We start from the raw sequence: 20,301 nt of genomic DNA, 5'->3' as shown, positions 1-20,301 counted from the left end.
TCCGCGTGGCGTGGCCAGATTTTCGAACAGCGACGGAAAGGGTCGCTAGGCGCGAAGCGGACCGGGGCTTGTAGTCGTCCTTGTCTGTTGTTTGCGGGCAACTGGACGCCTTGAGGTAGGAAATGCCTTCACCCCTGCGCTGCAGGCCCCAAACCATCTAGAGAAAGGGTTCCATGATGGCGTAGTGGGTAGCTTACCTAGACATGCACCTACGGGCGCATCTCGACGCTGCCGTGGGGCAGGGGCAGGAAAGAGGGGGTTGCTGCGTGAGGAGTCGGCAGGAACTGCAGCGAGGGGAAAGCGGCCGAGGTATCATGGCGTCGGCTCCGCTGGAGCCTCATGTCCCCGATGTCGCAAGGAACCTCCGATGACACACGTGCAGCGCCTGAAATATTCGATCCTGATCATCCTGGTGGTCCTGGGGATCATGCTTGGCCTAAGTTACCTGCAGAAGCAGGGCACTATCAGCGAGCAGACATTCCAGTACGTCGCCATCGCCATTGCGGTGGTCGTGGTGGTGATCAACGGGATCCTGCGGCGCAAGGTGAAACCCTGAAGCAGGCGGGCCGGCATATCCTTGCCGGCCATGCGCTCAGCGCGAGGCGGGTTGCTCGAGCACGGCCCGGGCCTGAGGGTTCAGGCTGTAGCATTTGTCGCTGCCCAGGTTGATCACGCCTTCGCTGCACAGGCGCTTGAGCACCTCGCGCACGCTCAGGAACGACAGCGGGATATCCAGCTGCTCGAGTTGCGCATGCACGCCACGCACGCCAATGCTGCGGCCATTGCGGCCGGCGGTGTGCAGGGCATCGATGACCTTCAGGCGGATCAGGCTGGTGCGCAGGCCGTAGGCGCGCAGCAGCTCGCGGATCTGTTCGTTGCCCACGCGTTCCTCCTGGGGGGCGGCGGTCTGGCTAGGTGCAGGCTGCGCCGCTAGCGATTGTTGCGGGTTGTACATGTGAATGCTCCTTTTCGTGGACTGTCCCGAAATCATGGGTGCCTCACATCTAAAGACGTTTGAGCTCGACAAAACTGCAACCCCCGGTGAAAAAAATCTGACACGTTCTGTTGAGAACGTTGCAGCGCCGCGTCGAACGTAAAATTTTCATCTGGCCATTCGTCTGTTCGGGATGACCCCGATAAGCACGAGGAGTGCCTGTGATCCCTCTTCCCCTGTTTCGCCTGGGCCTTGCCGCCGCCCTGGTCGCTTCCAGCCTGACCCTGCAGGCGCGCGAGATCGATGGCGAGGCCTCCGCGCAGATCCGTCGCACCAGTTTCGGCGTGCCGCACATCCTGGCCAAGGACGAGCGCGGCCTGGGCTACGGCATCGGCTACGCCTATGCCCAGGACAACCTGTGCCTGCTGGCTGGCGAAGTACTGACCGTCAATGGCGAGCGCTCCCGTTACTTTGGTGCCGACGGCAAGACGGTCGAGCAGCGTGACAACCTCTCCAGTGACCTGTTCTTTACCTGGCTCAACGAGCCGGCTGCGGTAGACAGTTTCCTCAAGGCGCAGCCGGTGGCGGTGCGCGATCTGCTTGATGGTTACGCCAACGGCTACAACCGTGCCCTGGGTGAGCGACGGGCCGAGGGGCTGCCGGCCGAGTGCGGGGCAGGGGAGTGGCTACGACCGATCACCAGCCGTGACCTGGTCAAGCTGACCCGGCGCTTGCTGGCCGAGGGCGGCGTAGGGCAATTCGTCGAGGCCGTGGTCGCCGCGACGCCCCCCAAGCTGGCGGCGCAACGCCCGGCGGTCGACTACAGCGTGGCCCTGGCGCGGCAGGCGCAGTTCGCCGCCGAGCGTGGCAGCAATGCCGTGGCCGTGGGCGCCGAGCGTTCGGCCAATGGCCGTGGGCTGCTGCTGGCCAACCCGCATTTCCCGTGGATTGGCGGGATGCGTTTTTACCAGATGCAGTTGACCATCCCCGGACAACTGGATGTGATGGGGGCGGCGTTGCCGGGCCTGCCGGTGGTCAATATCGGGTTCAACCGGCACCTGGCCTGGACCCACACGGTCGACACCTCCAAGCACTTCACCCTCTACCGCCTGCAACTGGACCCTAAGGACGCCACCCGCTACCTGTATGACGGCCAGTCGCTGCCGCTGGAGCGCAAGCTGCTGAAGGTCACGGTGAAGGGGGAGGACGGTACGCTCAGCCAGGTCGAACGCACGATTCACCTGTCGAAGTTCGGCCCTGTGGTGCAATGGCCCGGCCGTCTGGATTGGGACAATCACGCCGCCTACAGCCTGCGCGATGCAAACCTGGACAACACCCGGGTATTGCAGCAGTGGTACCGGATCAACCGTGCCGACAGCCTGCAGGCGCTGAAGGCGTCGGTGGGCGAGCTGCAGGGCATCCCCTGGGTCAACACCTTGGCAGTGGACGCTGCTGGCCAGGCCTTGTACCTCAATCAGTCGGTGGTGCCCTATGTCGACCAGGGGATGCTGGAGCAGTGCAGCAATCCGGGCGCGTCGGGCCCGCTAGTGGTGCTCGACGGCTCGCGCAGTGCCTGCCAGTGGAAGGTGGATGCGCAGGCGGCCCAACCGGGGATCTTCCCGGCCAACCTGCTACCGAGCCTGGAGCGGCGCGATTATGTACAGCACGCCAACGATTCGGCGTGGATGGCCAACCCGGCCCAGCCGTTGACCGGCTTCTCGCCCTTGGTCAGCCGTGCCGACCAGCCCCTGGGCCTTCGCAGCCGCTTTGCCCTGCAGCGCCTGCAAGGCAAGGGCAAGCTGGGCAGCGCCGAGCTGCAGCACATGGTGTTCGATGACGAGGTGTACCAGGCCAGCCTGCTGATGCCGGACTTGTTGCAATGGTGCAAGGGCGTGGAGGCGGACATTCAGGCAGTGTGTGCCAGCCTGCAGGCGTGGACCGGCAAGGCCGATCAGGACAGCGGCATCGGCCTGGTTCATTTCATCAATATCGCCGGCGCGTTGGCCGAGCATCCGCAAAGCTGGCGCGTGCCGTTCGACCCGGCCGATCCGTTGCACACGCCTCGTGGTCTGGCGGTGGAGCAGGCCGCGGTGCGCAAGCTGCTGCGCGAGGCGGCGTTGGGCTCGCTTGCGCAGGTGAACGAGGCCGGTATCGCCGCCGACCAGCGGTGGGGGCAGATCCAGCAGGCCGCCGATGGCACGCCGGTGCCCGGCGGTCCGCAGGCGTTGGGCGTCTATAACGCGATGGTCAGTGTGCCGGTGGGGCCGGGCAAGCGTCTGGTGGTCAGTGGTTCGAGCTATCTGCAGGTGGTCAGCTTCACCGAGCAGGGGCCACAGGCCCAAGGGTTGCTGGCATTCTCGCTGTCGAGCGAGCGGGCGTCGGCGCATGCCGCCGACCAGACACGAGCCTTCGCGGCCAAGCAACTGGCGCCGATACCGTTCACCGAGGCGCAGATCAAGGCTGATCCGCAGTATCGGCAGTATGTGATCAGCGAGCGGGACAAGGGACAGGTAGTCAGCGCCAAATAGCACCGTTGATGGCAGCGCGGGGCAAGCCCGCTCCTACGAGAGTTGTAGGAGCGGGCTTGCCCCGCGCTGTTTCAGGAGAAGTCGAACGGGGCCAGCTGGAAACCCTGTTCATCCACCTGCAACGCCCAGCCACGCCGGTCCCAGTCGCCCAGCACGATACGCCGTGCCGGCTGGCCGTCGACCACCAGCTTGTGCAGCGCCGGTCGATGGGTGTGGCCGTGGACCAGGGTGCGCACGCCGTGGGCGGCCATCACCTTGGGCACTTCCTCGGGGGTGACATCGACGATCTCGGTGCTCTTCATGCGTGTCTGCGCGCTGCTTTCGCTGCGCAGCTTGCGCGCCAGCTTGTGCCGTGTGCCCAGCGGCAGGTGCCTCAGGATCCACAGGGTCAGCGGGTTGCGCAGGTAGCGGCGCAGCTTCATGTAGGCCACGTCACGGGTGCACAGGGTGTCGCCATGCATCAGCAGCACCGCCTCGCCACCGAGCTCGACCACGCTGGGGTCGGCCAGCAGGGTGCAGCCGGCGGCGTCGCAGAACGCCTGGCCAATGAGGAAGTCACGGTTGCCGTGCATCAGGTACACGGCCGTGCCGCTGTCGCTCAACCGGCGCAGGGCCTGGCAGATCGACTGCTGGAAGGGCGTCATGGCATCGTCGCCGATCCAGGCCTCGAAAAAATCGCCGAGGATGTACAGCGCCTTGGCGTGGCGGGCGCGGCCGTCGAGCAGATCAAGAAACGCCCGGGTAATGTCCGGGCGTTCTTCTTGCAGGTGCAGATCGGAGATCAGCAGTATCACTCAATGATCTCGGCTTTCTCGATGATCACGTCGTCCTTCGGTACGTCCTGGTGGCCAGCCTTGGAACCGGTGGCGACCTTCTCGATGGCGTCGACGATTTCCTGGCCTTCGATCACTTCACCGAACACCGCATAGCCCCAGCCCTGGACGTTCTTGCCGCTGTGGTTGAGGAAGTCGTTGTCGGAGGCGTTGATGAAGAACTGCGCGGAGGCCGAGTGCGGCTCCATGGTACGGGCCATGGCGATGCTGTACTTGGTGTTCTTCAGGCCGTTGTCGGCTTCGTTCTGGATGCTGGCGCGGGTTTTCTTCTGGCTCATGCCAGCCTCGAAACCGCCACCCTGGATCATGAAGCCCTTGATCACGCGGTGGAACACGGTGCCGTCGTAGTGGCCTTCCTTGACGTACTGAACGAAGTTCTCGGTGGTCAGCGGGGCTTTCTCGGCGTTCAGTTGCAGGATGATATCGCCGTGGTTGGTGCTCAGTTTGACTTTGGACATGCTGAAATTCGCTCTTTCAAGGCATTCGGGAAATAGGGTGCGCGCTGCGCTCGGACAACCTGACGCAGGATCAGGCAGCCGCGGCACACGCCACTGGGGCGCCATTGTGCCGGATTGTAGACCGCTGCGGCGACAAAACGCGCCACTTTGTCGGTGCTCCGGCTGTCAGCAGCTTGACTGCTTCGGCTATGATAGGCCCTTTGATTCAATCGGCCTACCCGGCCGGCTACCTGCATTCAAGGACACTATGAGCAAGCCCACTGCCGACAACGCGCCAAACGCCGCTGCCAAAGGCGCCCCCGCCGTCCCTGTGAACTTCCTGCGGCCGATCGTCCAGGCTGACCTGGACGCGGGCAAGCACCAGAGCATCGTCACCCGTTTCCCGCCGGAGCCCAACGGCTACCTGCACATCGGCCACGCCAAGTCGATCTGCGTCAACTTCGGCCTGGCCAAGGAATTCGGCGGCGTCTGCCACTTGCGTTTCGATGACACCAACCCGGCCAAGGAAGACCAGGAGTACATCGACTCCATCCAGCGTGACGTCAAGTGGCTGGGCTTCGAATGGGCAGGCCCGGTGCGCTACGCCTCGGACTACTTCGACCAGTTGCACGCCTGGGCCGTGGAGCTGATCAAGTCGGGCAACGCCTACGTCTGCGACCTGACCCCCGAGCAGGCCAAGGAATACCGCGGCAGCCTGACCGAGCCAGGCAAGAACAGCCCGTTCCGCGAGCGCAGCGTCGAGGACAACCTGGACCTGTTCGCCCGCATGAAGGCCGGCGAGTTCAAGGACGGCGAGCGCGTGCTGCGCGCCAAGATCGACATGGCCTCGCCGAACATGAACCTGCGCGACCCGATCCTGTACCGCATCCGCCATGCCCACCACCACCAGACCGGTGACAAGTGGTGCATCTACCCCAACTATGACTTCACCCACGGTCAGTCGGACGCCATCGAAGGCATCACCCACTCGATCTGCACCCTGGAGTTCGAAAGCCACCGTCCGCTGTACGACTGGTTCCTCGACAAGCTGCCGGTGCCGGCGCATCCGCGCCAGTACGAGTTCAGCCGCCTGAACCTGAACTACACCATCACCTCCAAGCGCAAGCTCAAGCAACTGGTGGACGAAGGCCACGTCGAGGCCTGGGATGATCCGCGCATGTCGACCCTGTCGGGCTACCGCCGCCGCGGCTACACCCCGGCCTCGATCCGCAACTTCTGCGAGATGATCGGCACCAACCGTTCCGACGGCGTGGTCGACATGGCGATGCTCGAGTTCAGCATCCGTGACGACCTGGATCGCACCGCGCCGCGCGCCATGTGCGTGCTGCGCCCGCTGAAGGTGGTCATCACCAACTACCCCGAGGGCCAGGTCGAGCAGCTCGAACTGCCGCGCCATCCGAAGGAAGACATGGGCGTGCGCGTGCTGCCGTTCGCCCGCGAACTGTACATCGATCGCGACGACTTCATGGAAGAGCCGCCCAAGGGCTACAAGCGCCTGGAGCCGGCCGGTGAAGTGCGCCTGCGCGGCAGCTACGTGATCCGCGCCGACGAGGCGATCAAAGACGCTGACGGCAACATCGTCGAGCTGCGCTGCTCGTACGACCCGGACACCCTGGGCAAGAACCCCGAAGGCCGCAAGGTCAAGGGCGTGATCCACTGGGTGCCGGCCGAGGGCAGCATCGAGTGCGAAGTGCGCCTGTACGACCGCCTGTTCCGCTCCGCCAACCCGGAGAAGACCGAAGACGGCGGCACGTTCCTCGACAACATCAATCCCGATTCGCTGCAGGTGCTCAGTGGTTGTCGCGCGGAACCTTCCCTGGGCCAGGCCCAACCGGAAGACCGCTTCCAGTTCGAGCGCGAAGGCTACTTCTGCGCCGACCTGAAAGACTCCCAGCCGGGTCGCCCGGTGTTCAACCGCACCGTGACCCTGCGCGATTCGTGGGGCAGCTGAGGAACCTTCGTGCTTACCATCTACAACACGCTGAGCAAGACCAAGGAAGTTTTCAAGCCGCTGGACGGCAACAAGGTGCGCATGTACGTGTGCGGCATGACCGTGTACGACTACTGCCACCTGGGCCACGGCCGCAGCATGGTGGCATTCGACCTGGTCACCCGCTGGCTGCGCAAGAGCGGCTATGAACTGACCTATGTGCGCAACATCACCGACATCGAAGACAAGATCATCAACCGGGCCAAGGAGAACGGTGAGCCGTTCGACGCGCTGACCGCCCGCATGATCGACGCGATGCACGAGGACGAGCGCCGCCTGAGCATCCTCAAACCGGACCTGGAGCCGCGTGCCACCGACCATATCCCCGGCATGCACGCGATGATCCAGACCCTGATCGACAAGGGCTACGCCTACGCGCCGGGTAATGGCGACGTGTACTACCGGGTCGGCAAGTTCGTCGGCTACGGCAAGCTGTCGCGCAAGAAGATCGAAGACCTGCGCATCGGCGCGCGTATCGAAGTCGACGAGGCCAAGCAGGACCCGCTGGACTTTGTGCTGTGGAAGGGCGTCAAGCCCGGCGAGCCCTACTGGGATTCGCCGTGGGGCCCGGGCCGTCCGGGCTGGCACATCGAGTGCTCGGTAATGTCCACCTGCTGCCTGGGCGAGAGCTTCGACATCCACGGTGGCGGCAGCGACCTGGAGTTCCCGCACCACGAGAACGAGATCGCCCAGAGCGAGGCGGCAACCGGCAAGCCGTACGCCAACGCCTGGATGCATTGCGGCATGATCCGCATCAACGGCGAGAAGATGTCCAAGTCCTTGAACAACTTCTTCACCATCCGCGACGTGCTCGAGAAGTACCACCCGGAAGTGGTGCGTTACCTGCTGGTGGCCAGCCACTACCGCAGCGCGATCAACTACTCCGAAGACAGCCTGCGCGACGCCAAGGGCGCGCTCGAGCGCTTCTACCATGCGCTGCGTGGCCTGCCGCGCGTGGCTGCCCAGGGTGGCGAGGCGTTCGTCGAGCGCTTCACCGTGGCGATGAACGACGACTTCGGCACGCCTGAGGCCTGCGCCGTGCTGTTCGACCTGGTGCGCGAGATCAACCGCCTGCGTGACAGTGATCCTGAGGCCGCCGCCGGCCTGGCGGGTCGTCTGCGCGAGTTGGGGGATGTGCTGGGTGTGCTGCAGCTGGAAGCCGATGACTTCCTGCGCGCCGGCGCCGAGGGCAAGGTCGATGCCGCTGAAGTGGAGGCGCTGATCCAGGCGCGTCTGCAGGCGCGCAGCGACAAGAACTGGGCCGAATCCGACCGCATCCGCGACCAGCTGGCCGCCATGGGTGTGGTGCTGGAAGACAGCAAGGGCACCACTACCTGGCGCCTGGCTGACTGATCGGCGCCAGAGGGGCTGCTGCGCAGCCCTTTCGCCGCGGTTCATCGCCACGACAAGCCGGCTCCCACACTCAGGCCATGCGCCGTCCCTGTGGGAGCCGGCTTGCCGGCGAAAGGGCCGCAAAGCGGCCCCCCTCTTTATTGAACAGCCCCAACCAATGGGCAGTGCAGCACCAATCTCGCCCCACCCAGTTCGCTGGCCCCCACCTCCAGCCCGAACCCATGCAGGTCGACGATCGCCGCGACGATCGACAGCCCCAACCCGAACCCCGCATGACGATGGCCTTCCTCGCTGCGGTAGAAGCGCTTCAACACTGCCTCGCGCTCATCCGCCGGAATCCCCGGTCCACTGTCCTCGACTGCAATATGCACGCCGGCCTCGTCCTCGCTGGCGACGATACGCACCTGTCCGCCCTCGGGGGTGAACTTGATCGCGTTGCCCACCAGGTTGGCCAGTGCCTCGAACAGCAACTCCCGGTCGCCATGCAGCGCGGCCAGCTGCGCAGGCTGCTCCAGGTGCAGGCGAATGCCGCCATCCTCGGCCAGCGGCAGATAGAAGTCATGCAGCTCCACCAGCAACGCCTGCGGGTCGAGCCGGACGAAGCCGGCGCGGCGCTGGCGGTCTTCCAGTTCGCTGATGCGCAGCAGGCCGCGAAAGCGTGCCATCAGCGTGTCGGTCTCGCCGATCGCCTGGTCCAGCGCCGCGCCTTCGGCGGAGTCGCTGCCGCTTTGCTGGCGGATGCGGTAGAGCTGGGCACGCAGGCGTGTCAGCGGGGTGCGCAGGTCGTGGGCGATGTTGTCACAGACGCCCTTGACCTCGTGCATCAGCCGCTCGATGCGGTCGAGCATGGCGTTGACGATGGCGGCGAGCATGTCCAGTTCATCGCGCCGGGCCGACAGGGGCAGGCGGTGGGTGAGGTCGCCGGCGACGATCAGCTCGGCCTGGGCCTGGATCGCGCGGATGCGCTTGAGTGGCCTGCGTCGCAGCAGGTACCAGCCGGCGAAACCAGGGATCAAGGTCAGCGAGATACCCCAGAGCAGGGCGTCGAGGATGATTCTCGTCACCACGAACAGCGAGCCGTTGTCGCGCACCAGCACCAGCCAGCGACCGTCCTGCACCTTGATCGCCACGGCATCGCAGCTGTCGCGGGGCAGGTGGGGGTCGTCGGCGTCCAGGCATCGCTTGAGCTCGTGGACCTTGCCGTCCAGGCCCAGCTCCGAGGGTATCGCCCGGATGCGCCCGCCGATCGGGTTGAGCTGGGCGTCGAACAGGCCGTAGGCGTCGAAGCTGCGTTCCTCGAAGGCCTGGCTTGCCACCAATGCGTCGTCCAGCTGCTTGCCGCTCATGTGGGCGAACAGGTGCTGGCGTTGCAGCATCGAGTGGCGGGTGAGCTTGTTCAGGTAGCTGGTGACCTCGAAGTACAGCACCCCCATCAGGATGCTGCTCCAGGCCACGAACAGGAAACTGTACAGCGCCAGCAGACGGCTGGTGGATGAGCTCCAGCCCTTAGACGGGTTCGGCAATGGCATAGCCGGAGCCCCGCACGGTGCGAATCAGCGGGTTCTGGCCGGGCGAGTCGATCTTCTTGCGCAGGCGGCCGATGTGCACGTCGATCAGGTTGGTGCCGGGGTCGAAGTGGTAGCCCCAGACCTCCTCGAAGATCATCATCCGGGTGATCACCTGGCCGGAGTGGCGCATCAGGTACTCAAGCAGCTTGTATTCGGTGGGCAGCAGGTTCAGCGCCTGTTCGCCGCGGCGGGCTTCGTGGCTGATCAGGTCCAGCTCGAGGTCGGCGACCTGCAGACGGGTCTGGGTCATCGGCACGCTGTTGCGGCGCAGCAGCACCTCGACCCGGGCGGCCATCTCGTCGGAGGCGAACGGTTTGGTCAGGTAGTCGTCACCGCCGGCGCGCAGGCCGCGCACACGCTCGTCGACGTCCGACAGCGCGCTGATCATCAGGATCGGCGTGGCGATCTTCAGGTTGCGCAGGGTGGTGACGATGGTCAGGCCGTCGACCTCGGGCAGCATGCGGTCCAGGGTGATCAGGTCGTATCCGCCGGCGATGGCCTTGGCCAGGCCTTCACGGCCATTGTCGGCCCAGTCGACTTCCAGACCGTGGCTGGACAGTTCGGCGACGATTTCCTGGGCGGTGACTGCGTCGTCTTCGATGGTCAGTACGCGTGGCATGCTGGTTCCTGGGCGGCGAGTGGAGACTTGATTGTGCCAAAGAATAGACAACCGGCGATTTAAGAAAAATTCATCTACGCAACACCGCCGTGGCTGACTGGGCGATGGCGTATCGGAAAAGAAAAGGGGCGTGCCATTGCTGGCACGCCCCTTTCTCATGACGGCACAGGCTTAGACGACCTTGACGATCCAGCCCGCTGGCGCCTCGACGTCACCGCTCTGGATGCCGGTCAGCTCGGCGTACAGCTTCTGCGTTACAGGGCCGACTTCGGTTTCGCTGTGGAATACGTGCAGCTTGCCGTTGTACTGGATGCCGCCGATCGGCGTGATCACCGCGGCAGTACCACAGGCACCGGCTTCGACAAAGCGGTCGAGCTTGTCGATTTCCACGTCGCCTTCGATGACCTTCAGGCCCAGGCGCGATTCGGCCAGCTCCATCAGCGACAGGCGGGTGATGCCTGGCAGTACCGAGACCGACTTCGGCGTGACGAATTCGTTGTTGGCGGTGATGCCGAAGAAGTTGGCCGAGCCGACTTCCTCGATTTTCTTGTGGGTCAGCGGGTCGAGGTAGATGCAGTCGGCGAAGCCGGCTTTCTTGGCTTCATAGCCCGGCTGCAGGCTGGCCGCATAGTTGCCGCCGACCTTGGCCGCGCCGGTACCTTGCGGGGCGGCACGGTCGAAGTCGGAGATGAGGAATTTGTGCGGGGTCATGCCGCCCTTGAAGTACGAGCCGACCGGGATGGCGAAGACCGAGAAGATGAACTCGGGAGCGGTGCGCACGCCGATGTTGTCGCCGGTGCCGATCACGAACGGACGCAGGTACAGGGCACCCTTGCCGTGCGGCGGAACGAACTTTTCGTTGGCCTTGACCACCTGCTTGCAGGCTTCGATGAACTGTTCGGTCGATACCCGTGGCATCAGCAGGCGGTCGCAGCTGCGCTGCATGCGCGCGGCGTTCTGGTCCGGGCGGAACAGGTTGATCGAGCCATCCTTGCAGCGGTAGGCCTTCAGGCCTTCGAAGCACTGCTGGCCATAGTGCAGGGCGGTGGAGCCTTCACTGATGTGCAGCACGTTGTCTTCGGTCAGGGTGCCCTTGTCCCACTCGCCGTTACGCCATACGGACAGGTAACGTTTGTCGGTCTTGATGTAGTCGAAACCCAGCTTGTCCCAGTTAATGCTTTCGTTACTCATGACACCCTCATTGCTCTTGCCCGAACACGGCGGGCTGCTTTTATATGCGCACCCCGCCACCTTAATACATCCGGCGCGGATCGGGAACGGCCAGTCACACAATCCGCCGGGCGTGTACGTTAGGGTCAGTCGCTGTCGTGATGACGATTACGATGAACGAACAGGCCTGAACCTGTGCAGAGCAGAAATGTTACCCACATGAACCACTCCACGCCCAGGTACAGGCGTTGAGGAAGGAACCACCAAACCAGCACGCCTGCGACAAACAGAGACAGCCCGGCCCATTTGCGTACCGTTGCAGCGCGAAGGTTGTGGTGGAGCACGGCTGCTGCAAGGGTGAGCAGCGCCGCGGCGATGAAGGTATTCATGGGCGGGCCTGGATAATCAGCGATTGGCTTGACCGTTGCGGCCCGATGCCTCCGCTGACAGTCGCCTCTATGTACACCATCCTATCGCCCATGTGATAAGTCGGTAACCTGCTGCTAACCAGTGGGCCGATGCTCACCCCCAGCGCGGCGCCGGTTATTGGCGCGACCAAGCCGACGGGTACCCCAATAGCTGTGCTGATTAGCGCACCGACGTACCCGCGTTGGTCATTTAGTGCATCGGCTTGTTCTCTGGTGAGCGCTTTTGAGATCGATACCCGAATCTGGCAGGGACGGCCCTTCGCCTGCATACGGTCATAGACCTGAATCAAGGTCTCCGTCACTCGGTAGCTGGCCTGCCGAGCGCTCGTGAAATCAAGCGTCGCAAGTCGTGCGCGGTCTGCTGGGTGAATAGTCAGTTCATGAACATCAAGCACGATGCCGCGGTTGGCGATGACTTGATAGGTTTTCTCGAATTGCACTGTGACTTCCCTTTCGTTGCTGGGGCGTGTTTCCCAGGGCCTGACAGTGAAAGGTTTTTGCAGTTGAACGAAGCTCCGTTCTTCCGAATTGGTTGTGGGATTTTTCTGTAATTTTGACCCGCTCGAGGATCGGCCTCAGCGCAAGCGCCGGTTCCAGTCCCCGCCATGATCGCGCCAGCATGCCTCCTCGCTGTCGAAGCGCACATGCCAGGCCACATGGTCCAGCGCGATGCCTGCATCACTCAGTGCCCGGGCCGTCAGCGCGATCATCCGCGCCTTGTCCGCGCCGGCCAGCGCGCGGGCCTTGTCGGTGTCGTCGGTGAACACCCAGGTGATGCGCAGGCTGGCGGGGAAGTCGTCGAGGTCCACCTGGTGGGTGAGCCAGGCGAAACCGACGATCTCGCCCTGGGCAGTGGCGCAGGCTTCGGTCAGGCAGGCGACCATCTCCCGCTCCAGGCGCGCCAGGGCGCGCTTGCCGCTGGCCATCAGACGTTGTCGATCTGCTGGCAGAAGCGCAGGCGGTTGCCGAACGGGTCGGCCACCTGCATTTCCAGGCCCCAGTCGACCGCCTCGGCCTGCGGGCGGGCGTAGCCGTAGCGCTTGGCCAGCAGTTCGCGCTCCAGCGCCTTGAGGTCCTCGACCCGGGCAAACACGGCCGAGCCCGGCGTGGCGTCGCCGTGGTGCTCGGACAGGTGCAGGATCAACCCGTCGCGGTGGATCTGCATGTATAGCGGCAGGTCCGGGGCGAAGCGGTGTTCCCAGTCGAGCTGGAAACCCAGGAAATCGAGGTAGAACTCCCGGGCCTTGTCGACCGAGAAGATCCGCAGGATCGGAATGGCGGGGGCGAATTGCATGGGGGCGTCCTTGGCTTGAAAAGGGGCAGGGTGGTCACTTTAGCCTACTTCGCCACGCCGGCAGGCACTTGAATTGCGCGTTCGGGCGCAGCCGCTCTGGCCCGCAGCCTTGCGGCATGACTGACGGTCCGAAAGTTTCATCATCGTTCATCTGCGCAGTTGGCCCGCTCCCTGCTATATCCCTCCAGCGAATATTGATCGAGTGGTCAGCCCGGCGCGCCTGCAAGCGCCCGGCGCAGGGCCCTCATCCGGCCGTGAGGCCATGGATTTCAGGGGTTTGAGGATGTCGTTGGCGCAGCAGATCGACCCACCGCAGGCAGACCCGGGCTGGAGTGCCCACCTGCAGTTGCGCTTCGTCCAGCGCGAGGGTGTGACCCGCCTTGGTGCGCGGCGTCATGTCGGACCTCTTTTGGTGCAGCGGCCGTTCTATCCGGAGGGTGCGCCATGCCATGTCTATGTGCTGCACCCGCCAGGGGGCATCGTCGCCGGCGACCGCCTCGAACTTGATGTCCACCTCGAGCCCGGCAGCCATGCCTTGCTGACCATGCCCGGCGCGAGCAAGTTCTACCGCAGCATCGGCCCCACCGCGCGGCTCGCCCAGCGCTTTCACCTCGCCGCCGGCAGCACTCTGGAATGGCTGCCGCAGGACAGCATCTTTTTCAACGGCGCCCGCGCCTGCCTCGACAGCCGTTTCAGCCTTGAGCCCGGCGCGCGCCTGCTGGCCTGGGAGACGCTGTGCCTGGGCCGTCCGGTGATGAACGAGCGCTTCGAGGAGGGCGCGCTGGACAGCCGCCTGCGCATCGAACTGCCCGGCGAACCGGGCCTGTACGAGCGCCTGCGCATCGAGGGCGGGCTGCTGGACAAGGTCGCCGGGCACCCGTTGCTCGCCACCTTCTGCGCAGTACCCGCCGACTCGGCGGTGCTGGAGCGAGTGCGCCAGATCCTCGACGAACTCGACACCCCAGCCGGTGCGACGCTGCTCGGCCCACTGCTGGTGATCCGCCTGCTCGACCACGACAACCAACACCTGCAACGTAACCTGCAGCGCCTCTGGCACCTGCTGCGCCCGGCCGTGCTTGGCCTGGCGCCGTGCCCGCCGCGCATCTGGGCCACCTGAGAGAGCCGCCATGGAGCTGACCCCGCGAGAGAAAGACAAACTGCTGCTGTTCACCGCCGCCTTGCTGGCCGAGCGGCGCCTGGCCCGTGGCCTGAAACTGAACTACCCGGAGGCGGTGGCGCTGATCAGCGCCGCAGTGCTCGAAGGCGCCCGCGATGGCCGTACGGTGGCCGAGCTGATGAGCTTGGGTCGCGAGGTGCTGGCGCGCGAGCAAGTGATGGCCGGTGTGCCGGAAATGCTGCACGACGTCCAGGTCGAGGCGACCTTCCCCGACGGTACAAAGCTGGTGACCGTGCATGAACCCATCGTTTGAGGAGCCCGGCATGATCCCCGGAGAAGTCCAGGTCGCCGCAGGCGACATCGAGCTCAATGTCGGCCGCCAGAGCGTCAGCGTCAGCGTGGCCAACCATGGTGATCGCCCGGTGCAAGTGGGCTCGCACTACCACTTCTACGAAGTCAACGACGCCCTGGTGTTCGAGCGCGAGCCGACCCGGGGCTTTCGCCTGGACATCCCGGCCGGCACCGCGGTGCGCTTCGAGCCGGGACAGGCGCGCACCGTGCAACTGGTGGCCTACGCCGGCAAGCGCGAGGTGTACGGCTTTCAGGGCAAGGTGATGGGCGCGCTGGAGGGCAGGGCATGAGCCGCATTTCCCGCCAGGCCTACGCCGACATGTTCGGGCCTACCGTCGGTGACCGCGTGCGCCTGGCCGACACCGCGTTGTGGGTGGAGGTGGAAAAGGACTTCACGATCTACGGCGAGGAGGTCAAGTTCGGCGGCGGCAAGGTGATCCGCGATGGCATGGGCCAGGGCCAGATGCTCGCGGCTGAGGCCATGGACCTGGTGCTGACCAATGCGCTGATCATCGACCACTGGGGCATCGTCAAGGCCGATATCGGCGTCAAGCATGGCCGTATCGCCGCCATTGGCAAGGCCGGCAACCCCGATGTACAGCCCGGCGTCACGGTACCGGTAGGGCCGGGCACCGAGGTGATCGCCGCCGAAGGCAAGATCGTCACCGCCGGCGGCATCGACTCGCATATCCACTTCATCTGCCCGCAGCAGGTGGAAGAGGCGCTGACCAGCGGCGTGACCACCTTCATCGGCGGCGGCACCGGGCCGGCCACCGGCACCAACGCCACCACCTGCACCCCGGGGCCCTGGTACCTGGCGCGCATGCTCCAGGCCGCCGACTGCCTGCCGATCAATATCGGCCTGCTGGGCAAGGGCAATGCCTCGCGGCCCGAGGCACTGCGCGAGCAGATCGCCGCTGGCGCCGTGGGCCTCAAGCTGCACGAGGACTGGGGCTCGACGCCGGCCGCCATCGACTGCTGCCTGGGCGTGGCGGAGGAGATGGACATCCAGGTGGCGATCCATACCGACACCCTCAACGAGTCGGGCTGCATCGAGGACACCCTGGCCGCCATCGGCGAGCGCACCATCCACACCTTCCACACCGAAGGGGCGGGCGGCGGCCACGCGCCGGACATCATCCGCGCGGCGGGCCAGGCCAACGTGCTGCCGTCCTCGACCAACCCGACGCTGCCCTACACCGTGAACACGGTGGACGAGCACCTCGACATGCTCATGGTCTGCCACCACCTGGACCCGAGCATCGCCGAGGACGTCGCCTTCGCCGAGTCGCGCATCCGCCGCGAGACCATCGCCGCCGAGGACATTCTCCACGACATGGGCGCCTTCGCCATGACCTCGTCCGACTCCCAGGCCATGGGCAGGGTCGGCGAGGTGGTGCTGCGCACCTGGCAGGTGGCGCACCAGATGAAGCTGCGTCGTGGTCCGCTGGCCCCGGACAGCAGCTACAGCGACAACTTCCGGGTCAAGCGCTACATCGCCAAGTACACCATCAACCCGGCGCTGACCCACGGCATCGCCCACGAGGTCGGCTCGGTGGAGGTTGGCAAGCTGGCCGACCTGGTGCTGTGGGCGCCGGCGTTCTTCGCGGTCAAGCCGGCGCTGGTGCTCAAGGGTGGGATGATCGCCACGGCGCCGATGGGCGATATCAACGGCTCGATCCCGACCCCGCAACCGGTGCACTACCGGCCGATGTTCGGCGCCCTGGGCGCGGCGCGGCATGCCACGCGCATGACCTTCCTGCCCCAGGCCGCCCTGGATCGTGGCCTGCCCGAGGAGCTGAAACTGCAGAGCCTGATCGGCGTGGCCCATGGCTGTCGGCGGGTACGCAAGGCCGACATGCTCCACAACTCCCTGCAACCGCTGATCGAAGTCGACGCGCAGACCTACCAGGTACGTGCCGATGGCGAGCTGCTGGTGTGCGAGCCGGCGCACGAATTGCCGCTGGCGCAGCGTTATTTCCTGTTCTGAAGGAGCGAACATGATTGTCCTCACACGCCGAGTCACTGCAGCCGAAGCCATCACCGGCAGCGTCACCCTGAATGTCGACAGCCGCATCAAGAGCCGTCTGCGCGTCACCCTCGACGACGGCCGCGAAGCCGGGCTGATGCTCGAGCGCGGCCATCTGCTGCGTGGCGGCGAACTGCTGGCCGATGCCGATGGCCAACAGGTCATTCGCGTGCTCGCCGCGCCCGAAGCGGTCTCGACCGTGCGCTGCGCCGACCCGCACCTGCTGGCCCGCGCCGCCTACCATCTGGGCAACCGCCATGTGCCGTTGCAGATCGAGCCGGGCCTGTTGCGCTTCCAGCACGACCATGTGCTCGACGACATGCTGCGTGGCCTGGGGCTGGAGGTGGTTGCCGAACAGGCGCCGTTCGAGCCCGAGGCCGGTGCCTACCAGAGCACACCTCACAGCCATTCCCACGGCCACGACCACCCGTTCGTGCGCCTGCCAGCCCATTCCTGACCTCACCCTGGAGCCCACAATGAAAAAGACCTTCGCCCTGGTACTGCTGATGGTGGCCTTGCCGGCCTTCGCCCATCCCGGTCACGACAGCAACCCGTTGCAGGATGGCCTGCTGCACCCGCTGACCGGCCTCGATCACTTGCTGATGCTGCTTGGCACCGGTGTACTCGCCGCCCTCACGCGACGCAACCTGACCTTGCCATTGGCGACCTTGGCGGCGATGTTCGGCGGCGCGGTGTGCGGCCATCTGTTCGGCGATGTGCTCGGCATGGAGCAGATGATCCTCGGCTCGCTACTGGTGGCCGCGGCCGCCATGCTGCTGCCGAGCCGTCAGTTGCTGTTGTCGCTGATCATGCCGGTGTTCGCTCTGTTCCACGGTTGGGCCCATGGCGTGGAAGCCACCCCCAGCGCGTTCTGGCAGTTCAGTGCCGGTTTCGTCACGGTCAGCGGCTTGCTGCTGGCGGCGGGCTTCGGCGTCGGTTGCCTGCTGCGGCGCCATGCCGGCCTGCAGAAGGCTTTCGGCGGCGGCCTGCTGGCGGGCGCTGCGCTGGTGCTGGCCGGCTGATGCACACTGATCTGGCGCTGCTGCGCTTGCTGCAGTTGGCCAGCCCGGGTTTGCCGGTGGGCGGATTTACCTACTCGCAAGGCCTGGAATGGGCCGTGGAAGCCGGTTGGGTGAAGGATGCCAACGGCTTCGCCGCCTGGCAGCGCGAGCAGTTGCACGACACCCTCGGCCACCTCGACTGGCCGTTGCTGGCGCGCCTGTACAAGGCCTGCCAGGCAGACGATGCCGACGCCTTCGCGCACTGGAGCCAGTTTCTTTTAGCCAACCGCGAGACCGCCGAACTGCGCCTTGAAGAACGCCAGCGCGGCAGCGCCCTGGCGCGCCTGCTCGATGGCTGGCAACTGGGGCAGGAGCCGGCCTGGCGCGCCAGCCTCGAGCTCAGCCAGCTGGGCGGCATGGCCTGGCTCGGGGCGCACTGGTCGATCCCGCTGCGCCAGCTCGCCCTGGGCCATGGCTTCGCCTGGCTCGAAGGCGCGGTGATGGCGGGGGTGAAACTGGTGCCGTTCGGCCAGCAGGCCGCCCAGACCCTGCTGCGCGACCTGGGCGAGGAACTGCCTGTCGTGCTCGATGATGCCCTGGCCCTGAACGACGAACAACTCGGCGGTGGCCTGCCACTGCTGGCCATCGCTTCGTCGCGCCATGAAACCCAATACACCCGTTTGTTCCGTTCCTGAGGACTGCCACGATGCAAAACTACCAGCAACCCCTGCGTGTCGGCGTCGGCGGCCCGGTCGGCTCCGGCAAGACCGCGCTGCTCGAAGCCCTGTGCAAGGCCATGCGTGATCACTACCAGATCGCCGTGGTGACCAACGACATCTACACCAAGGAAGACCAGCGCATCCTCACCGAAGCGGGGGCCTTGGAGCCAGAGCGTATCGTTGGCGTCGAGACCGGCGGCTGCCCGCACACGGCGATCCGCGAGGACGCCTCGATGAACCTGGCCGCCGTCGAAGCGCTGGCGCGCCAGTTCGGTAACCTCGAGGTGATCTTCGTCGAGAGCGGCGGTGACAACCTCAGCGCCACCTTCAGCCCGGAGCTGGCCGACCTCACCATCTATGTGATCGATGTCGCCGAGGGCGAGAAGATCCCGCGCAAGGGTGGGCCGGGCATCACCAAGTCGGACTTCCTGGTGATCAACAAGACCGACCTCGCGCCCTATGTGGGGGCGTCGCTGGAGGTGATGGAACGTGACACCCGGCGCATGCGCCCGGAGCGACCGTGGACCTTCAGCAACCTGAAGAAGGGCGAGGGGCTGCAGGCAGTGATCGATTTCATTGTCGAGCGCGGGATGCTGGGGGGCGGGCGGTAGAGGTGCAGTACCCATGAGGCCGAGCGCAGCCCCCGTGGTGCTTCGCCTCACGGCTGCTGGCCCCGTACCTTGGCGCCATCACGTCCTCAAGCACGACTTCCTACAAGTCAAAGGAGCGCTTCTAGGTGGCGAAGCGGTCTTTTCCTAACGTTGCCTGGCATGGATGACGGATAGAGTCTGTCGGGCTGCAGGAGAAAACGCTTTGCCTGCGCAAATGAAACCAGGAATCACTGAAAGGACACTGTATGAAAAAGGTTGTACTGGCCGCGTTGCTGGCATCTGCAAGCTTGACCCAGATTGCCTATGGCAATGAGCCGGCGAGCTCTGCCAAGGACGCTTCACCGTTCTTCCAAAGCAGCAGTGCGGAAAAGACGCTGCAGGTTGCCGCCGCCTTCATCGGCGACATTGGATCGGGCGTATGCCCGGACGGCACTGCTCGAACTTCTGCCGGTAACTGTCAACCTCCTATTGAATTCGATTGATGTAGAGCGGGGTAGGCAGCCGGTGAAATGGCGCTGATCTACGACGAACACAACTGCATGCCCCGTCAGGGCCGATACTATTGGCCAGTGCATTGAGGTTGATACGGCTGGCTCCAGCGACGCCTGGGCGGACCTGGCTGGTATCGGCGACGGTCGGTTTTTGATCTCGGCTTATCGTGCCAGGGCCTGGTTCGGCTTGTAGAACAGGAAATGCGTGGTCTGGGCCGTCTTGCGATAGGCCTTGGCCCAGTCGGGGCGGACGCTGCGGTCATGGAAATACAGGGCGCCGCCGGTGGGGTCCTTGAGCTGCTGATTGAGTGCCTTGCGGGCGATTTCCTTGGCCACCGCGTAACGCTCCGCTTCTTCCACCTGGTCGGAGCGCCCGTCGCACCACCAGGAGAACTGGCAACTCTTGCTCTCTACCCCCTGCTTGACCACGCCGCAGATGCTGTCGGGGAAGCCTTCGTGGCCAAGGCGATTGAGCACCACGCTGGCCACCGCGCTCATGTCCTCGGCGTCGGCGCCCTTGGCTTCCCAGTAGATGGTGCGGGCCAGGCAGGTGATGCTGTCGTCCATCGGCGCCTGGCCTGCCGGGTCGACGGCCTGGACTTCACCGGGGGTCAGGGTTTCCTGTTTTTTGGGCGGTGGGGCATCCTCGGCCACCTTCTCCTCGAGCACTTGCGCCTTGTCTTCGGCAACCGCGGCCTGCTGGCTGTCGGCGGCGGGGAGGGGGCCTGCAAGCAGGGTCAGGGACAGACCGAACAGCATCCACGCAAGGCGCATGATCGAGACTCCGCGAGAGGGCTGTCCACAGTC

General features: G+C 65.0%; 24 protein-coding genes. 13 read left to right on the top strand and 11 right to left on the bottom strand.

Going from position 1 to position 20,301, the window contains the following annotated elements; all coding sequences use genetic code 11:
• Positions 1 to 367 precede the first annotated feature (367 nt).
• Positions 368 to 556 (top strand): hypothetical protein, encoded by a 189-nt coding sequence (locus AAHK21_RS01100; RefSeq protein WP_023632313.1) that lies wholly within the window; start codon positions 368 to 370, stop codon positions 554 to 556.
• A 36-nt stretch (positions 557 to 592) separates the two neighbouring features.
• Here the strand turns inward: AAHK21_RS01100 and AAHK21_RS01095 are convergent, their stop codons facing one another.
• Positions 593 to 955, bottom strand: coding sequence for a fe2+ zn2+ uptake regulation protein (locus AAHK21_RS01095; protein WP_367856081.1), 363 nt, complete (start codon positions 953 to 955; stop codon positions 593 to 595).
• Between the two features lie 215 nt (positions 956 to 1,170).
• Here AAHK21_RS01095 and AAHK21_RS01090 point away from each other — a divergent pair, with 215 nt between their 5' ends.
• Positions 1,171 to 3,462: an acylase gene (locus AAHK21_RS01090; RefSeq protein ID WP_367858927.1), complete on the top strand. Its 2,292-nt coding sequence runs from the start codon at positions 1,171 to 1,173 to the stop codon at positions 3,460 to 3,462.
• A gap of 71 nt (positions 3,463 to 3,533) precedes the next feature.
• On the opposite strand, the gene AAHK21_RS01085 is transcribed toward AAHK21_RS01090, so the two are convergent.
• Both AAHK21_RS01085 and AAHK21_RS01080 read right to left on the bottom strand, forming a co-directional pair.
• Complete coding sequence (locus AAHK21_RS01085; RefSeq protein ID WP_367856080.1) at positions 3,534 to 4,256, bottom strand: UDP-2,3-diacylglucosamine diphosphatase; 723 nt, start codon at positions 4,254 to 4,256, stop codon at positions 3,534 to 3,536.
• Entirely contained in the window at positions 4,253 to 4,753 is a 501-nt protein-coding gene (locus AAHK21_RS01080; RefSeq protein ID WP_367856079.1) for a peptidylprolyl isomerase, read from the bottom strand. Before AAHK21_RS01080 ends, AAHK21_RS01085 begins: the two co-directional genes overlap by 4 nt.
• Before the next feature lie 247 nt (positions 4,754 to 5,000).
• Between AAHK21_RS01080 and AAHK21_RS01075 the strand changes: the two genes are divergently transcribed.
• Positions 5,001 to 6,704, top strand: a complete 1,704-nt coding sequence (locus AAHK21_RS01075; RefSeq protein ID WP_104443965.1) for a glutamine--tRNA ligase/YqeY domain fusion protein — start codon at positions 5,001 to 5,003, stop codon at positions 6,702 to 6,704.
• Between the two features lie 9 nt (positions 6,705 to 6,713).
• Entirely contained in the window at positions 6,714 to 8,096 is a 1,383-nt protein-coding gene (gene cysS, locus AAHK21_RS01070) for a cysteine--tRNA ligase (RefSeq protein WP_367856078.1), read from the top strand.
• 137 nt (positions 8,097 to 8,233) lie between these two features.
• Here cysS and AAHK21_RS01065 read toward each other — a convergent pair whose 3' ends face one another.
• The 7 genes from AAHK21_RS01065 to AAHK21_RS01035 form a co-directional block, all read right to left on the bottom strand.
• Positions 8,234 to 9,625, bottom strand: a complete 1,392-nt coding sequence (locus AAHK21_RS01065) for a HAMP domain-containing sensor histidine kinase (RefSeq protein WP_046855824.1) — start codon at positions 9,623 to 9,625, stop codon at positions 8,234 to 8,236.
• The gene (locus AAHK21_RS01060) at positions 9,603 to 10,283 is read right to left on the bottom strand and encodes a response regulator transcription factor (RefSeq protein ID WP_038706001.1); all 681 of its coding nucleotides are present in this window, start codon (positions 10,281 to 10,283) and stop codon (positions 9,603 to 9,605) included. Before AAHK21_RS01060 ends, AAHK21_RS01065 begins: the two co-directional genes overlap by 23 nt.
• A gap of 171 nt (positions 10,284 to 10,454) precedes the next feature.
• Positions 10,455 to 11,474: a branched-chain amino acid aminotransferase gene (locus AAHK21_RS01055; protein WP_038706002.1), complete on the bottom strand. Its 1,020-nt coding sequence runs from the start codon at positions 11,472 to 11,474 to the stop codon at positions 10,455 to 10,457.
• Positions 11,475 to 11,599: 125 nt separating this feature from the next.
• The gene (locus AAHK21_RS01050) at positions 11,600 to 11,842 is read right to left on the bottom strand and encodes a hypothetical protein (protein WP_367856077.1); all 243 of its coding nucleotides are present in this window, start codon (positions 11,840 to 11,842) and stop codon (positions 11,600 to 11,602) included.
• Complete coding sequence (locus AAHK21_RS01045; RefSeq protein ID WP_367856076.1) at positions 11,839 to 12,321, bottom strand: hypothetical protein; 483 nt, start codon at positions 12,319 to 12,321, stop codon at positions 11,839 to 11,841. The genes AAHK21_RS01050 and AAHK21_RS01045 overlap by 4 nt, the downstream gene beginning before the upstream one ends.
• A 135-nt stretch (positions 12,322 to 12,456) precedes the next feature.
• Complete coding sequence (locus AAHK21_RS01040) at positions 12,457 to 12,810, bottom strand: hypothetical protein (RefSeq protein ID WP_367858926.1); 354 nt, start codon at positions 12,808 to 12,810, stop codon at positions 12,457 to 12,459.
• Entirely contained in the window at positions 12,807 to 13,175 is a 369-nt protein-coding gene (locus tag AAHK21_RS01035) for a glyoxalase superfamily protein (RefSeq protein WP_046855821.1), read from the bottom strand. The genes AAHK21_RS01040 and AAHK21_RS01035 overlap by 4 nt, the downstream gene beginning before the upstream one ends.
• A gap of 283 nt (positions 13,176 to 13,458) precedes the next feature.
• Between AAHK21_RS01035 and AAHK21_RS01030 the strand changes: the two genes are divergently transcribed.
• The 9 genes from AAHK21_RS01030 to AAHK21_RS00990 all read left to right on the top strand — a co-directional run bounded on the left by AAHK21_RS01030 (position 13,459) and on the right by AAHK21_RS00990 (position 19,485).
• Positions 13,459 to 14,292, top strand: a complete 834-nt coding sequence (locus AAHK21_RS01030) for an urease accessory protein UreD (RefSeq protein WP_367856075.1) — start codon at positions 13,459 to 13,461, stop codon at positions 14,290 to 14,292.
• A gap of 10 nt (positions 14,293 to 14,302) precedes the next feature.
• The gene (locus AAHK21_RS01025; RefSeq protein WP_046855819.1) at positions 14,303 to 14,605 is read left to right on the top strand and encodes an urease subunit gamma; all 303 of its coding nucleotides are present in this window, start codon (positions 14,303 to 14,305) and stop codon (positions 14,603 to 14,605) included.
• A gap of 10 nt (positions 14,606 to 14,615) precedes the next feature.
• The gene (locus tag AAHK21_RS01020) at positions 14,616 to 14,933 is read left to right on the top strand and encodes an urease subunit beta (RefSeq protein ID WP_050706015.1); all 318 of its coding nucleotides are present in this window, start codon (positions 14,616 to 14,618) and stop codon (positions 14,931 to 14,933) included.
• The gene (gene ureC, locus AAHK21_RS01015) at positions 14,930 to 16,633 is read left to right on the top strand and encodes an urease subunit alpha (protein WP_046855817.1); all 1,704 of its coding nucleotides are present in this window, start codon (positions 14,930 to 14,932) and stop codon (positions 16,631 to 16,633) included. Before AAHK21_RS01020 ends, ureC begins: the two co-directional genes overlap by 4 nt.
• 10 nt (positions 16,634 to 16,643) lie before the next feature.
• Complete coding sequence (gene ureE, locus AAHK21_RS01010; RefSeq protein WP_367856074.1) at positions 16,644 to 17,129, top strand: urease accessory protein UreE; 486 nt, start codon at positions 16,644 to 16,646, stop codon at positions 17,127 to 17,129.
• Between the two features lie 19 nt (positions 17,130 to 17,148).
• Entirely contained in the window at positions 17,149 to 17,694 is a 546-nt protein-coding gene (locus AAHK21_RS01005) for a HupE/UreJ family protein (protein ID WP_046855815.1), read from the top strand.
• The gene (locus AAHK21_RS01000) at positions 17,694 to 18,368 is read left to right on the top strand and encodes an urease accessory protein UreF (RefSeq protein WP_367856073.1); all 675 of its coding nucleotides are present in this window, start codon (positions 17,694 to 17,696) and stop codon (positions 18,366 to 18,368) included. Before AAHK21_RS01005 ends, AAHK21_RS01000 begins: the two co-directional genes overlap by 1 nt.
• Positions 18,369 to 18,379: 11 nt before the next feature.
• A complete protein-coding gene (ureG, locus tag AAHK21_RS00995) occupies positions 18,380 to 19,003 on the top strand; it encodes an urease accessory protein UreG (protein WP_367856072.1) in 624 nt (207 codons plus the stop codon).
• Between the two features lie 245 nt (positions 19,004 to 19,248).
• The gene (locus AAHK21_RS00990) at positions 19,249 to 19,485 is read left to right on the top strand and encodes a hypothetical protein (protein WP_367856071.1); all 237 of its coding nucleotides are present in this window, start codon (positions 19,249 to 19,251) and stop codon (positions 19,483 to 19,485) included.
• A 171-nt stretch (positions 19,486 to 19,656) separates the two neighbouring features.
• Here the strand turns inward: AAHK21_RS00990 and AAHK21_RS00985 are convergent, their stop codons facing one another.
• Positions 19,657 to 20,268, bottom strand: coding sequence for a cell wall hydrolase (locus tag AAHK21_RS00985; protein WP_367856070.1), 612 nt, complete (start codon positions 20,266 to 20,268; stop codon positions 19,657 to 19,659).
• Between the last annotated feature and the right edge of the window lie 33 nt (positions 20,269 to 20,301).

The sequence above is a fragment of the Pseudomonas sp. TE50-2 genome (assembly GCF_040813665.1).
GTDB lineage: Bacteria > Pseudomonadota > Gammaproteobacteria > Pseudomonadales > Pseudomonadaceae > Aquipseudomonas > Aquipseudomonas soli.
This window is presented reverse-complemented; position numbering and strand designations above follow the sequence as displayed.